At 63.2% G+C, this 14,202-nt stretch carries 13 protein-coding genes and 1 other RNA gene; 7 read left to right on the top strand and 7 right to left on the bottom strand.

Features of this window, described 5'->3' with window-relative positions; genetic code table 11:
- Positions 1 to 40: 40 nt before the first annotated feature.
- From E3T50_RS03295 to rnpB, 3 genes are all read left to right on the top strand, one after another.
- Positions 41 to 859, top strand: a complete 819-nt coding sequence (locus E3T50_RS03295) for a Nif3-like dinuclear metal center hexameric protein (RefSeq protein ID WP_134550575.1) — start codon at positions 41 to 43, stop codon at positions 857 to 859.
- A 59-nt stretch (positions 860 to 918) separates the two neighbouring features.
- A complete protein-coding gene (locus E3T50_RS03290; RefSeq protein WP_134550574.1) occupies positions 919 to 1,656 on the top strand; it encodes a zinc ribbon domain-containing protein in 738 nt (245 codons plus the stop codon).
- A gap of 48 nt (positions 1,657 to 1,704) precedes the next feature.
- Positions 1,705 to 2,097, top strand: an RNA gene (gene rnpB / locus E3T50_RS03285) — RNase P RNA component class A.
- 69 nt (positions 2,098 to 2,166) lie between these two features.
- Here rnpB and ppgK read toward each other — a convergent pair.
- Together ppgK and map are read right to left on the bottom strand one after the other, a co-directional pair.
- Entirely contained in the window at positions 2,167 to 2,925 is a 759-nt protein-coding gene (gene ppgK / locus E3T50_RS03280; RefSeq protein WP_134550573.1) for a polyphosphate--glucose phosphotransferase, read from the bottom strand.
- Between the two features lie 30 nt (positions 2,926 to 2,955).
- Complete coding sequence (gene map, locus E3T50_RS03275) at positions 2,956 to 3,819, bottom strand: type I methionyl aminopeptidase (RefSeq protein WP_134550572.1); 864 nt, start codon at positions 3,817 to 3,819, stop codon at positions 2,956 to 2,958.
- A 12-nt stretch (positions 3,820 to 3,831) separates the two neighbouring features.
- Here map and E3T50_RS03270 point away from each other — a divergent pair, with 12 nt between their 5' ends.
- Positions 3,832 to 4,020, top strand: coding sequence for an SPOR domain-containing protein (locus tag E3T50_RS03270; protein WP_134550571.1), 189 nt, complete (start codon positions 3,832 to 3,834; stop codon positions 4,018 to 4,020).
- Positions 4,021 to 4,044: 24 nt separating this feature from the next.
- Here E3T50_RS03270 and panB read toward each other — a convergent pair whose 3' ends face one another.
- Complete coding sequence (gene panB, locus E3T50_RS03265) at positions 4,045 to 4,929, bottom strand: 3-methyl-2-oxobutanoate hydroxymethyltransferase (RefSeq protein ID WP_134550570.1); 885 nt, start codon at positions 4,927 to 4,929, stop codon at positions 4,045 to 4,047.
- A 99-nt stretch (positions 4,930 to 5,028) separates the two neighbouring features.
- On the opposite strand from panB, the gene E3T50_RS03260 reads away from it, so the two are divergent.
- Positions 5,029 to 6,366: a glutamine synthetase family protein gene (locus tag E3T50_RS03260; protein WP_134458281.1), complete on the top strand. Its 1,338-nt coding sequence runs from the start codon at positions 5,029 to 5,031 to the stop codon at positions 6,364 to 6,366.
- Between the two features lie 83 nt (positions 6,367 to 6,449).
- Positions 6,450 to 9,545, top strand: a complete 3,096-nt coding sequence (locus tag E3T50_RS03255; RefSeq protein WP_134550569.1) for a bifunctional [glutamine synthetase] adenylyltransferase/[glutamine synthetase]-adenylyl-L-tyrosine phosphorylase — start codon at positions 6,450 to 6,452, stop codon at positions 9,543 to 9,545.
- A 152-nt stretch (positions 9,546 to 9,697) separates the two neighbouring features.
- Here E3T50_RS03255 and glnA read toward each other — a convergent pair whose 3' ends face one another.
- Positions 9,698 to 11,122: a type I glutamate--ammonia ligase gene (glnA, locus tag E3T50_RS03250; RefSeq protein ID WP_134458285.1), complete on the bottom strand. Its 1,425-nt coding sequence runs from the start codon at positions 11,120 to 11,122 to the stop codon at positions 9,698 to 9,700.
- A 144-nt stretch (positions 11,123 to 11,266) separates the two neighbouring features.
- On the opposite strand from glnA, the gene E3T50_RS03245 reads away from it, so the two are divergent.
- Positions 11,267 to 11,695: an RDD family protein gene (locus E3T50_RS03245; RefSeq protein ID WP_134550568.1), complete on the top strand. Its 429-nt coding sequence runs from the start codon at positions 11,267 to 11,269 to the stop codon at positions 11,693 to 11,695.
- 81 nt (positions 11,696 to 11,776) lie between these two features.
- On the opposite strand, the gene E3T50_RS03240 is transcribed toward E3T50_RS03245, so the two are convergent.
- The 3 genes from E3T50_RS03240 to lipB are packed head-to-tail and all read right to left on the bottom strand — an operon-like array spanning position 11,777 to position 14,198.
- Positions 11,777 to 12,484 carry a DUF4191 domain-containing protein gene (locus E3T50_RS03240; protein WP_134550567.1) on the bottom strand — a complete coding sequence of 236 codons (708 nt, stop codon included), beginning with the start codon at positions 12,482 to 12,484 and terminating at the stop codon, positions 11,777 to 11,779.
- A 47-nt stretch (positions 12,485 to 12,531) separates the two neighbouring features.
- Positions 12,532 to 13,521, bottom strand: coding sequence for a lipoyl synthase (gene lipA, locus E3T50_RS03235; protein WP_134550566.1), 990 nt, complete (start codon positions 13,519 to 13,521; stop codon positions 12,532 to 12,534).
- Positions 13,518 to 14,198, bottom strand: a complete 681-nt coding sequence (gene lipB / locus E3T50_RS03230) for a lipoyl(octanoyl) transferase LipB (protein WP_134550565.1) — start codon at positions 14,196 to 14,198, stop codon at positions 13,518 to 13,520. The genes lipA and lipB overlap by 4 nt, the downstream gene beginning before the upstream one ends.
- Positions 14,199 to 14,202: the final 4 nt, after the last annotated feature.

The raw sequence follows: 14,202 nt of genomic DNA, 5'->3' as shown, positions 1-14,202 counted from the left end.
CGGCGAAGTACCGTCGCCGGTCTCCCGGTAGGCTGATCGAGTGCCATTCTCGCTAGCAGACGTTACCCGCGTCGCCCACACCCTGTGGCCCCTGGACGGTGCCGAGGACTGGGACAGTCCGGGCCTGATTAGTGGCGATCCGTCGCAGCCGATTCGCACTATCCACCTTGCTGTCGACGCCGTCGCCCTCACCGTCGACGAGGCGATCGCGAGCGGATCCGACCTGCTCCTGACGCATCATCCCCTTCTCCTTCGCGGCATCACGAGCGTTGCCGAAGATCGCTACAAGGGGGCGCTTCTCAGTCGGCTGATCCGGGCCGAATGCGCGCTGCTGGCCGCGCATACCAACGCTGACGTCGTTGCTGATGGGGTGTCCGACATTATCGCCACCCGACTTGGTCTGCTCGATACAGCCCCCATCACCAACAGCGCCGCGCCCGGCACCGGCATCGGCCGTGTCGGTCGACTTGCACACTCGACGACCCTCGGACATCTCGCGCATACCCTGCTGGCATTATTGCCGGCGACGGCGTCGGGAGTGCGTGTCGCCGGCGACTACTCCACACCGGTCACCACTGTCGCCCTCTGCGGCGGCGCGGGCGACTCGTTGTTGCGTCAGCCCAAGGTACGCATGGCGGATGTCTTCATCACCTCCGACCTGCGCCATCACCCGGCCTCCGAGGCTCGCGAGCAGGCGCTCTGTTCGGGCGGTCCCGCGCTCATGGATGTGTCGCACTGGGCCAGCGAATGGCTCTGGCTGGAACCGGCCGCGGCGCAGTTGCGTGAGGCGCTGCCGGGAATGATGGTCACAGTGAGCGAGCTGAATACCGACCCGTGGGACTTCGCGGTCGTGCACTGATATCCGAGACACCCATTTTCCCGCACTCCATCTCACTTCCAGCGTTAGGTCAGGACATCGTGAAGGCATCACCACTCCAGCAGAAGGAACTTCTGCGGCTTCAGGCCCTCGACATCAAGGTTCTTCAGCTCAACCACCAGTCCAAGTCGCTCGTTCAGCACACCGAGCTGGCCTCGCTCAATCGTGAGGCGGAAGCCAGCCGCATGAAGCTGCTCGGTCGGTCGGGCGAACTCGACGATGTGCGCACCGAATTGGGACGCATTGAGAGCGACGTCGAGGTCGTCGAGAAGCGCATCGCCCGCGATACAGACCGTCTGCAGCACACCTCCTCGATTAAGGACATCCAGGCTCTGGACTCAGAAATCGCCTCGCTCAAGAAACGCCTGTTTGATCTCGAAGAGATCGAGATCGCTGTTTTGGAGCGTCAGGAAGAGCACGAAGCGGCCGTCGCCGTAGTGGAAAAGGAACGTGATGCCATCGTCGACCGAGTGAAATCGACCGAGTCCGCGCGCGACGAGGTGCTGGTAGACCTCACGCGTCAGCTCGACGAACTCGTTCGAGACCGTGCCACCGTGGCCGCAACCATCCCCGAAGACCTCGCGACACTGTACGAGCGCCTGCGCATCACTGGCCACGGCAACGCCGCAGCCCTGCTTCGGGCTCGTACCTGCAGCGGATGCACGATGACCCTGACCGGCAGCGACCTCGCTGATGCCCGCCAGGCGCCGACCGACGACGTCATCTTCTGCCCCGACTGTGGCGCCGTACTGGTGCGCACCGAAGAGTCGGGAATCTAACCCGGGTTCAGCGCTGTCTCGCCCGCCCTGTAGACTCATCCTTCGGAATGGGTCGGCAAGACGGTCGCGTCATTCGTTTGATCTTCGGGCCAAGCGGATGCCGAGGAACGTCCGGGCTCCACAGAGCAGGATGGTGGGTAACACCCACCCGGGGCAACCCGCGAGACAGTGCCACAGAAAGTAGACCGCCACGACGTCGAGCCTTCGGGCCCGGCTGGTGGTAAGGGTGAAACGGTGGTGTAAGAGACCACCAGAGGCCAGGGTGACCTGGTCGGCTTGGTAAACCTCGTCCGGAGCAAGGTCAGACAGAAAGCGTTGAGGCGGCTCGCCGAGCTTTCGGGTAGACCGCTAGAGGGCTGCGGCAACGTAGTCACGAGATAGATGGCCGTCGACGGTGTGCAAACACCTGGACAGAACCCGGCGTACTAGCTGGCCCATTCCACCCCGTAATGCCCTTGACACCGCACACCGCACACCGCACACCGGGCCAGCCGGGCCGGGGCGTTTGAATCAGCCGGGGAACCGGGCTGCTAAAGCCGCTGCGCCGAGAATTCCGGCGTTATTGCGATGCACCGCGGGGATGATCCGCGTCCTCAGATTGAGCAGGGGCAGAAAGTTCTCGTGGTGCTTGGATACACCGCCGCCAACGATGAACAGATCGGGGGAGAAGAGCCGTTCCAGCGTCGAGTAATATTTCTGCAGGCGTGTGGCCCACTTTTCCCAGCTGAGGTCCTCACGCTCCTTGGCGGAGTAGGCCGCGCGAGTCTCGTAATCCTGGCCGTCAATCTCGAGGTGTCCCAGTTCTGTGTTGGGCACCAGGACGCCGTCGTTGAGCAGCGCCGAGCCGATGCCGGTGCCGAGGGTGGTCAGCAGGACGACGCCGGCTACGCCCCTGGCCGCACCGAATTGTGATTCCGCGTAACCGGCGGCATCCGCGTCGTTGACGAAGTGAATCGGCAGATTGAGAGCCTTTTCAAAGAGGGCTTCGGCGGCCAGGCCAATCCACTTCGACGATACGTTCGCCGCCGACATGGTGTGTCCGTTCTTCACGACGGCGGGAAAGCAGACGCCGACCGGCAGCTCGCCGACGTCCTTCGAGACGGTGTCGAGCAGGGTGCGGGTGGTCTCGACAATGTCCTGCGGCCGACCGCCCTTGGGCGTGGGCAGCTTCACCCGTTCGGAGAGGAGCGCGCCGGTCGACAGGTCGACCACCGCTCCTTTGATTCCCGTGCCGCCGATGTCGATGCCGATTGCCGTCGTTGCAGTCATGACTTGACCCTATCCGTAAGACAAAGTCTGTCAGGCCAGGGTCAGGATCTCGGCGCCGCGCTCGGTCACCACGAGGGTGTGTTCAAACTGCGCGGTCACGCTGCGGTCACGGGTGAGCACCGTCCAGTCATCGCTCCAGATATCCCAATCGCTCGTTCCGAGGGTGAGCATCGGCTCGATAGTGAAGACCATCCCGACCTCCATGACCGTGTTGTACTGTGGCGCGTCGTAGTGCGGAATGATGAGACCGGAGTGAAAAGCCTCGCCGACACCGTGGCCGGTGTAGTCGCGCACGACACCGTAATCGAACCGTTTGGCATAGGACTCGATGGCGCGTCCGATGACGTTGACCTCACGACCGGGGGCGACAGCTTTGATACCCCGGGTGAGCGCCTCCCGGGTTCGTTCGACCAGCAGTGTCACCTCCGCGCTGGCGTCGCCGACGATGAACGTCACGTTGGTGTCGCCGTGCACACCGTGCTTGTACGCCGTGATGTCGATGTTGACGATGTCACCATTGTCGAGCACCGTATTGTCGGGGATTCCGTGGCAGATGACCTCATTCACCGAACTGCACAACGACTTGGGGTAGCCGCGGTAACCGAGTGTGGAGGGGTAGGCGTCGTTGGCCACGAGGTAGTCGTGACCGATCTGGTCCAGCTCCTCGGTTGTGACGCCGGGAACAATTGCCCGTCCCACAGCGGCAATGGCCTCGGCAGCGATGCGACCGGACTCCCGTATGAGATCGATCTTCTCGCTCGAGTAGACGTCCGAGCCGGTAAAGGTGCTCGGGCCCTTCTTGCCCACATACTCCGGGCGAACGATGTGTGACGGAACGAAACGCGTCGATGACACCGTTCCCGGGATGAGGTGACCAGTTGAATCCTTAGGCATAGGATCAAGCTTATGGCCGAGGACAAAGAACACGCATTCTGGTACAACATGCGCACCGGCGAAGTGGAGCAGGGACTTCAATCGACGTCGCTGGATCGGGTGGGGCCGTTCGCAACGCGTGACGAGGCCGCCCATGCTCTCGACAAGTTGCGCGCGAACAGCGCCAAGTGGTCTGAAGACGACGCGCGCGACGCCCGCTGATTCCGGCCTAGCCCGCGGCAGGAGCTACTCGTAGCTGTGCTCGGGAGCAGGGTAGGCGCCGGACTTGACGTCCGCGGTGAACCGCTGCACAGCATCCGCCAGCACCGCCCGCACGTCGGCGTACTGACGCACGAACTTGGGCACCCGCCCGCTCGTCATACCGGCAAAGTCCGTCCACACCAGCAGCTGTCCATCAACGGATGGCCCCGCCCCGACCCCGATGGTCGGGATCGCCAGTTGTTCCGTCACGCGTGCGGCGACGCTCGCCGGCACCATCTCCAGCACGACGGCAAACGCCCCGGCGTCCTGCACGGCAAGAGCGTCCGCGAGGAGTTCCTCGGCGGCTTCCCCCCGCCCCTGAATGATGTGGCCCCCCAAACCGTGTTCGCTTTGCGGAGTGAATCCCACATGCCCCATCACAGGGATGCCGGCCGAGACGATGCGCCTGATCTGCTTGTGGCTGCGCTGGCCGCCCTCGAGCTTGACGGCGTGTACCTGGGCTTCCTTCATGAAGCGCACGGCGGTCGCCAGGGCTTGATCCGGCCCGCTCTCGTACGAACCGAACGGCATGTCGGCGACGACGAGTGCCCGGTTGACCGCGCGAGCAACGGCACGCGACAGTGGGATGAGCTCGTCGACGGTGACCGGGAGGGTCGTCTCATACCCGAACACGTTGTTGCCAGCCGAATCGCCCACCAGCAGAAAATCGATCCCTGCTTCGTCGAAGATCTGGGCGGTCAGCATGTCGTAGCTGGTCAGGCCCGTAATCGGGATGCCCTGCGACTTGGCAGTCTGAAAGTGGCGGGTACGCACCCGCTTGGGCCCGGCCGCCGTATTGAAGGGATACTGCCCCGCAGCATCAGGGGGAGAAACCGCGCGGTCCGGCTCGGGTGCTGTCAACTTTGGCATGCGACAAGTGTAGTCAGGCAAGCACTCGTGCTTGAAGCCAGTACCCTAGACAGTAGTTACCCAGGTAGGTACGTGTTGGAGCAATCAGAAAGAGCGTGAATGGACAAGCAGCGCGACTTCGTTCTTCGGACCATCGAGGAGCGAGGAATCAAGTTCATTCGGCTCTGGTTCACCGATGTCGTCGGCACCCTCAAATCGGTGGCCATTGCACCCGCCGAGGTCGAGGGCGCGTTCAACGAAGGCCTCGGCTTCGACGGTTCCGCCATCGAGGGCCTCACCCGCTCCTTTGAAGCGGATGTCCTGGCTCACCCGGATCCCACCACGTTCCAGATTCTGCCCTGGCGCGGGGAAGTCGATCCCACCGCCCGCATGTTCTGCGACATCACCACACCCGACGGCCAGCCCGCCGTCGCCGACCCTCGCAACGTGCTCAAGCGCACCCTGGCCAAAGCGGCCGACCGCGGCTTCACGTTCTACACCCACCCCGAGGTGGAGTTCTATCTGCTCAAGTCGTCGAAGTATGGCAAGAACGGTCCGACTCCGGTCGACTCGGCCGGCTACTTCGACAACGTTCCCGGCGGAACCGCCCATGACTTCCGTCGTCGCTCCGTGCGCATGCTCGAAGACCTCGGAATTTCCGTGGAATTCAGCCACCACGAGGCGGGTCCCGGCCAGAACGAAATCGACCTGCGCTATGCCGACGCGCTCACCACCGCCGACAACATCATGACCTTCCGTACCGTTGTCAAGGAAGTCGCGATCGAGCAGGGCGTCTATGCGACGTTTATGCCCAAGCCCATGTCGGAGCACCCCGGTTCCGGCATGCACACGCACATGTCGCTGTTTGAGGGTGACGCAAACGCGTTCTATGAGCCCGGTGCTAAATACCAGCTCTCCAAGATCGGCCGCCAGTTCATCGCCGGGTTGCTTAAACACGCCCCCGAGATCACGGCCGTGACCAACCAGTTTGTGAACTCGTACAAGCGGCTGTGGGGCGGCGACGAGGCCCCGAGCTTCGTCTGCTGGGGTCACAACAACCGTTCAGCTCTGGTGCGCGTGCCGCTCTACAAACCCAACAAGGGCCAGAGCGCCCGCGTCGAGTACCGCGCCATTGACTCTGCGGCCAACCCCTACCTCGCGTATTCGCTCATGCTGGCTGCCGGCCTCAAGGGGATCGATGAGGGCTACGAATTGCCACCCGAGGCTGAAGACAACGTGTGGAGCCTCAGCGACACCGAACGCCGTGCGCTCGGCTACACGCAGCTGCCGGCCAGCCTCGATCATGCGATCCAGTTCATGGAAGAGTCCGAGCTGGTCGCAGAAACGCTCGGCGAACAGGTCTTCAACTACGTTCTACTGAACAAGCGGCAGGAGTGGCGTGACTATCGGTCGCAGGTCACCCCGTTCGAACTTGAAAAGAACCTGGAGATGCTCTAGCGCGTCATCCGCGTTTGAGGACGATTCGGCAGACGCACACAGCTCCAAAAACCAGACCCGACCAGTCGAAGGGATCGCCCGCGATGGAGCGTTTGCAACTGTCCCTGACCGAACTTGTGCGGGTCGGTTTCGTTGACCTCGGGGAGGTGCGTGGCCGGCTCGACGAGGTTGCCACGCTCGGGGCGGCCATCCCGCACAGCGCGTCCGGGCCGACCGGTCGGTTGACCGATACGCGCGTGCTGTTACCGCTGCTCACCGCAACGGCAAGCCCGGATGCCGCCCTCGTCGCGCTGGTCGCGCTGCTCCGGCAGGGATCCGCTGAACTGGTCGAACTCCTGCAGACACCCGCCTCGGCCACGCGGCTGCTCAAAGTCCTCGGAGCGTCCAGCGGGCTCAGCGAATTCTTCCTCCGGCACCCGCACGAATTGTCGGTCCTGGCGACACCGCTCGCTGTGCTTCCCGGCGTCGACGATCTGGTGAACGACCTCTTGAACTCGGTCAGCGCGGCCGACGGCTTCTCCCTTCTGGTCGGTGATGCGGCCTGGATCGCCCTCCGAGTGCGCTATCGCCGACGCCTGGCACAGCTCGCGGCCTACGACCTCGAACAAACCGACCCCGTAGCAGGGCTCGACGGTATCGCCCGCACACTGTCCGACCTCGCTACCGCCGCGCTCGAAGCCGCCCTCGCGGTCGCCCGAACGATGTCCAGCGGCGACACTGCCGGGCACGGCGTATTTACGACCGAACAGGTACGTGCTACTCGCTTCGCGATTATCGGCATGGGCAAGGCCGGCGCGAGCGAGCTCAACTATGTGAGCGACGTCGACGTCATTTTCGTCGCCGACGGCGACGAATCTGCTGGCCTGGACAGCGCGCGCGCCGTTGAAATCGCTACCCGGCTTGCCGTACTGATCATGCGTGGCCTGGGCGAATCCGCCATTGAACCGGAGTTGTGGGAGGTCGATCCGAATCTGCGTCCGGAAGGCAAGAGTGGCGCGCTCGTGCGATCGATCCAATCACACCTGGCCTACTACGACCGGTGGGCCAAGAGTTGGGAGTTCCAAGCCCTGCTCAAGGCCCGCACACTGGCCGGTGACCGCGAGCTCGGCGCCCGCTACATCGACGCCGTCATGCCCAAGGTCTGGAGCAGCGCCAGTCGTGAGAACTTCGTCGAATCCGTTCAGCGGATGCGGGAGCGGGTCACCGAGAATATTCCAGACGATGAGGTCGATGTGCAGCTCAAGCTCGGCCCGGGCGGGCTGCGCGATATCGAGTTCACGGTACAACTGCTCCAGCTCGTCCATGGCCAGGCCGATCCCGACGTGCGCCAGGCCGGCACCCTCCCCGCCTTGATCGCTCTCGCCAACGCCGGGTATGTCGGCCGGGCCGAAGCGACCGAATTCGCGCAGGACTATCGCATGCTGCGCCTGATGGAACATCGGCTGCAGCTGCACAAGCTGCGCCGCACCCACCTGATGCCGCGCGACGAAGCAAATCTGCGGGTGTTGGCCCGGTCGAGCGGCTTAGCCACCAGCGCAGCGGGGCTCACCGTTCGCTGGTCGGAGACCAAGCACAGGGTGCGCGGCTTGCACGAGCGGCTGTTCTACCGTCCTCTGCTTTCGGCGGTAGCGTCGCTTCCGGCGGAAGGCCTCAACCTGACGAGTGCGCAGGCCGAGGCTCGTCTGGCGGCCATCGGTTTTCTCAACACCAAGGGCGCTCTCGCGCACATCGCGGCCCTCTCCGGTGGAGTGTCTCGACGCGCGGCGATTCAGCGGCATCTGCTCCCGGTGCTGTTGCAATGGCTCTCACAGGGAGCCGATCCCGACTACGGCTTTCTGGCCTTCCGGCGCCTGAGCGACAACCTCGGTTCGACCTATTGGTTCCTGCGGATGCTGCGCGACTCCTCGGGTGCCGCCGAGCGTCTCACCCGGGTATTGTCTGGAAGCCGGTACATCGGCGAGCTGTTGGAGAAAATCCCGGAAGCAGTGGCCTGGCTTGAAGACGAGGCCGACCTGCAGCCACGGCCGCTGAAAGCCCTGCAGGACGAGGCCCGCGCGGTGCTGGGCCGGCATGAAAGCCCGGACGCCGCCGCAACCATCTTGGGTGCGGCCCGCCGGCGCGAGATGCTGCGACTGGCTTTCGCCGCGCTGCTCGGTCAGATCGATCTCGATCAGCTCGGGCGCGGATTGACCGATGTCAACGCGACCTATATCCAGGGCGTTATCGCCGCCATTCGCGGGGGAGACCTGATACGTCAGGGAGGTGCCAACGGGGCGGACGATGGCGCGTCTGGCGGTGACGGGATTGAATTCGGTGTGATCGGCATGGGCCGGTTTGGCGGCGCCGAGCTCGGTTTCGGCTCGGACGCCGACGTCATGTACGTGTTTCGCGCCGGCACTCTCGACGGTGAAGCGGCCAACGAACGTGCTCGTTATATTGTGCGCGAACTGAACCGACTCAGCGAAGACGGGCGTTTGCCGCTCGATCTGGACATCGGCTTGCGGCCAGAGGGCAGCAATGGGCCGGTCGTTCGGTCGCTCGACTCCTATCAGGCGTACTACCGCCGCTGGTCACTCACCTGGGAAGCCCAGGCGCTCCTTCGCGGTCGTGGTGTGGCTGGCGACGCGGCGTTGCTGCGGGATTTCGAGGCCGTCGCCGACGAGGTGCGGTACCCCGCCGCCATCAGCGAGCAGGCCGTGCGCGAGGTTCGCCGCATCAAGGCTCGGGTCGAGAACGAGCGTCTGCCGCAGGGCGCCGACCCGAACCGGCACCTGAAATTGGGTAGGGGGTCACTCAGCGACGTGGAATGGCTGGTCCAGCTACTTCAGCTGCAGCATGCCGCGGTAATTCCGGTGCTACGCACGACGTCCACCCTGTCGGCGTTGGCCGAGGCCGTCAGCGCCGGATTGATACCGGCAGCGGATGCCGCGGTCTTGCGCAGCTCGTGGATCTTCGCGTCTCGGGCCCGCTCCGCCATCACACTGTGGACGAATCACACCTCGAACGTGCTGCCCAGCGATCGGGCGGCCCTCGAGGGCATCGCCCGGGTGATGGAATACCCGCCCGGGTCTGGCAACCAACTCGAAGACGACTACCTCGCCGTGACCCGACGTGCCCGCGCCGTATTCGAGCGCCTCTTCTACGGTCCGGTAGAGCGTCCGGGGCCCATGGTCGGTTGATCGTCCGGGCGGCTGGTGCACGCCCGCCGTCGGACGCCACACACACTCCGCACCGCAACGAAGCAGGGACCGCATCCGAGGATGCGGTCCCTGCTTCGTTGCCAGGCCCCTGCGGACCGGGCTCGGACTGCTATGGCTTCGACTGCTATGGCTTAGACGCCGTAGTACAGTTCGAACTCGAACGGGTGCGGACGCTGGGCGAGCGGCTTGATCTCGTTTTCGCGCTTGTACTGGATCCAGGTCTCGATCAGTTCGGGCGTGAACACGTTTCCGGCGAGCAGAAAGTCGTGGTCTGCTTCGAGAGCCTGCAGGGCCTCCTCGAGTGACGCGGGAACTTGGGGGATGTTTTTCGCTTCCTCGGGCGGCAACTCGTAGAGGTCCTTGTCGACGGGCTCGTGCGGCTCGGTCCGGTTCTTGATTCCGTCGAGGCCGGCCATGAGCTGTGCGGCAAAGGCGAGGTACGGGTTACCGGACGCGTCGGGAGCGCGGAATTCAAGACGCTTGGCCTTCGGGTTGGTTCCGGTGATCGGGATGCGGATCGACGCCGAGCGGTTACCGGCCGAGTAGACCAGGTTGACCGGGGCCTCGAATCCGGGAACGAGACGGTGGTAGGAGTTGACCGTGGGGTTCGTGAACGCGAGCACGGCCGGGGCGTGCTTGAGCAGGCCTCCGATGTACCAGCGAGCCACGTCGGACAGTCCGCCATAGCCGGCCTCATCGTAGAACAACGGCTTGCCATCAGCCCACAGGGACTGGTGCGTGTGCATGCCGGAGCCGTTGTCGCCGAACAGCGGCTTGGGCATGAACGTTGCGGTCTTGCCCCAGTCGTGCGCCGTGTTCTTGACGATGTACTTGAACTTCAGCAGGTCGTCGGCGGCGTGAACCATCGTGTCGAATCGGTAGTTGATCTCACCCTGGCCGCCGGTGCCGACCTCGTGATGACTGCGTTCGAGGATGAGGCCCGATTCAATCAATTTGAGGCAGATGTCGTCGCGCATATCGACGTGCTGGTCGACCGGGCTGACCGGAAAGTAGCCGCCCTTGAACGGCGTCTTGTTGGCGAGGTTTCCGCCGACCTCCTTCTTGCCGGAGTTCCAGGCGCCTTCGCCGGAGTCAACGGAGTAAAAGCTCGTGTGCTGGTTCACTTCGTAGCGCACATCGTCGAAGATGTAGAACTCTGCTTCAGAACCGAAGAGGGCCGTGTCTCCGATGCCCGTGGATGCGAGGTATTTCTCGGCCTTCTTGGCGACCTGGCGCGGGTCCTTGGAGTAGATTTCACCGTTACGCGGGTTGTAGATGTCGAAGAGCATGATGAGCGTCTTCTCGGTACGGAACGGGTCGAGGTATGCGGTCGACACATCGGGGATGAGCTGCATGTCGGATTCGTGAATCGACGCGAAGCCGCGGATCGAGGAACCATCGAACATTTGGCCTACGGTGAAGAACTCTTCGTCGACGGTGGATGCCGGAATGTTGAAGTGCTGCTGCACACCGGGGAGATCGGTGAAACGGATGTCAAGAAACTTGACGTCATTCTCTTTGATGAATTTAAGCACTTCGGACGAATCGCGGAACATGCGGAATAACTCCAGACGACGAGGGCGTGGAAATGGCCGAATCGGACACAACGGCTCCCCTGAGATTAGTAGCGCCGCGTTACTTGTCCGTGACGCTTATGTTTCGCCCATGTTACAGGGACGCCCTCTCGGTAGACTCATCGGGTGCCAGACTCCAACTCCCGCCCGAACACATTTGGTCAGCTTCCACCGAGTAAATGGCCGGGGGAGCGCCTCGGATTGCCCCAGACCGGGCCCGGTTCCATAGGCCGCCCCGGGCGACGCCTGCTTGGTTTCGCCATCGACTGGGGCATCGCGATCGGGGTATCTTCGATCTTCTTCAGCTACGACCCGGCCGCGAACCTGATCATCTTCGTGATCCTGCAGATTGCGTTCATACCCACGATCGGCGCCAGCATCGGTCATCGGCTCGTGGGGCTGCGGATCATTTCCATCCACGGGGGATGGGTCGGATTGTGGCGTCCCCTCGTGCGCACGGTGCTGCTGGGAATCGCGCTTCCCGCGCTGGTCTGGGATTCCGACCAACGTGGTTTCCACGACAAAATCGCGGGGACGGCGCTCATTCGGTCATAGCCCGAAGCAGGGAGAGCGACATGGGCGAGAACGATGAAGGGCCGGGCGCGCAGCGCCCGGCCCTTCATCGTTTCGTAGTGATCAGCCGCGCTGAGGGCGGGCCTTCATCGGGTCGACGCCCTTGGGAATGGGAAGTTTCGTGCCCATGGAGTTGAGACGGTTGTTGACGGCGAGCACTTCGGCTTTGGTCAGGGTGGGCTTGATCCGGGTCAGGCGGCGAGCGAGCTTATGTAGCGGAACGGCGTCTTCGTCAGGGCCAACCGAGATCACCGTCACGCCGACATTCCCGCCGATGCGCACAATTTTGCGTTTTTCTTCGTCGAGCATGCGGGTAGTGCGCGTCTTGGGACCCTCACTGATCAGTACGACGCCGCCACGGCCAACCGCACGATAGACCGCATCCTGCGTCTTGCCGTTGACGGCCACCGGCATCTCACTGCCGACCCATCCCCGCTTCAGCGAGCTGCGCAACACGGCCCCTACCGCTCCGGGCTGACCCTCGATCTGTGAGTACGCGGCCTTTTCGGCACGTCGACCAAGAATGATCAGCATCGCCAGGATACCGGCGAGCACGCCGGCGATGATCCACAGCACCACAGTGAAAACGTTGCTGCCCGGAATCAACAGGGCCAGTGCCAAACTGATCAGAATGGGTACGACGAAGGCCACAACCAGAATCCAGACGATGTTCGAGTCGTAGCGTCTCGTCATCTGGAAAACCTGCCACATTTGCTTCAGGCGGCCGGGCTGTTTTGGTTTTTTTGGGGTCTTTTCCTTGCTGCGTGCCATAGGTATAAGACTACCCAGTCACTCGAATGCCGCGTGACCGAATTGCGTCACGAAACGGCCTGGGCAAACCCGAGTTGAGCATCAGCCAACTGGCGCAATTCGGCGGGAATTTCCCGTCCAGTCGCGACCATCGACTGCGCCCACAGTCGACCCGCACGATAGGACGAGCGCACGAGGGGCCCGGAGAGAACGCCGAGAAAGCCGATCTCCTTGGCTTCCTCGTTGAGCTCGACGAATTCTTCCGGGCGCACCCAGCGGGCGACCGGCAGGTGCCGCGCGCTCGGGCGCAGATACTGCGTGATGGTGATGATGTCGGTGCCGGCCTCGTGCAGGTCGTGTAGCGCTTGGGTGATCTCGGCGCGTTCCTCACCCATGCCGAGGATGAGGTTGGACTTGGTGATCAGCCCGGCGTTGCGACCCTGAGTGAGCACGTCGAGTGAACGGTCATACCGGAATGCCGGGCGGATGCGCTTGAAGATGCGTGGCACGGTTTCAACGTTGTGGGCGAAAACCTCCGGTTTGGCGTCAAACACCTGGGCGAGGTGCTCCGGATTACCGGAGAAGTCCGGCACGAGAATCTCGACACCGGTGCCGGGGCTTTGCTGGTGAATTTGACGAATCGTTTCCGCATAGAGCCAGGCTCCCTCATCCGGCAGGTCGTCGCGGGCGACGCCGGTCACGGTTGCATAGCGCAGGTTCATCGTCACAACGGATTCGCCCACGCGGCGCGGTTCGTCGGTGTCATAGTCGGCGGGTTTGCCGGTATCGATCTGGCAGAAGTCACACCGTCTGGTGCACTGTGAGCCACCGATCAGGAAGGTCGCTTCGCGGTCTTCCCAACATTCAAAAATGTTCGGGCAGCCCGCCTCCTGGCAGACGGTGTGCAGATTTTCGCTCTTGACCAGGCCCTGTAGTTTTTGATACTCCGGCCCCATTTTGGCAACCGTTTTGATCCAGGCTGGCTTGCGTTCAATCGGCGTTTCGGCGTTACGAATTTCCAAGCGCAAGAGTTTGCGGCCTTCGGGTACTGCGCTCATGCGTTCGTCCTGACGGTGTCGAGGCTGGCGGGGGTCATGCTGGCGGGGTTCATGCTCGTGTTGCGGCGGAAGGCGGCCGTGATCGGGTCGACTAATTCACCCGGGTCGATGGTGCGCCCGAGCACGCGTGACATTGTGGTCACGCCGGCATCGCGAATTCCGCAGGCGATGATGCGAGAGTATGGCTCGAGCGAGTTGCTGCAATTAAGCGCGAAGCCGTGCATGGTGACGCCTTGGGCGACGCGGATTCCGATGGCGGCGATCTTATCTTCGTGGCCGGCTGAACCGACCCACACCCCGGAGCGTCCGGCGACGCGGATGGCAGCGATACCGAATTCGATCAACACCTCGATCAGGATGCCTTCGATTGACCGAACGTAGCCAACGACGTCGACGGGTTCCTGCAGGTGCAGGATCGGATAACCGACCAGCTGTCCCGGGCCGTGCCAGGTGATTTTGCCACCCCGGTCGACGTCGATGACCGGCGTGGCATCCACGGGCCGTTCGTCGGGCAGGGTGCGTTTTCCGGCGGTGTAAACGGCCGGATGCTCCAGAAGGAGGACGGTGTCCGGTCGCTCCAGTGCGACGACGGAGCGATGGACTGCGCGTTGGAGCTCAAGGCCCTCAACATACGGCACGGAGTTGGCGCTTAGCCCCGCGACGACAAAGTCGAGCATCTGC

Source organism: Cryobacterium gelidum, from assembly GCF_004403985.1.
GTDB lineage: Bacteria > Actinomycetota > Actinomycetes > Actinomycetales > Microbacteriaceae > Cryobacterium > Cryobacterium gelidum.
Note: the sequence above shows the minus strand (reverse complement) of the source record. Positions and strands in the feature narration are given on the sequence as shown.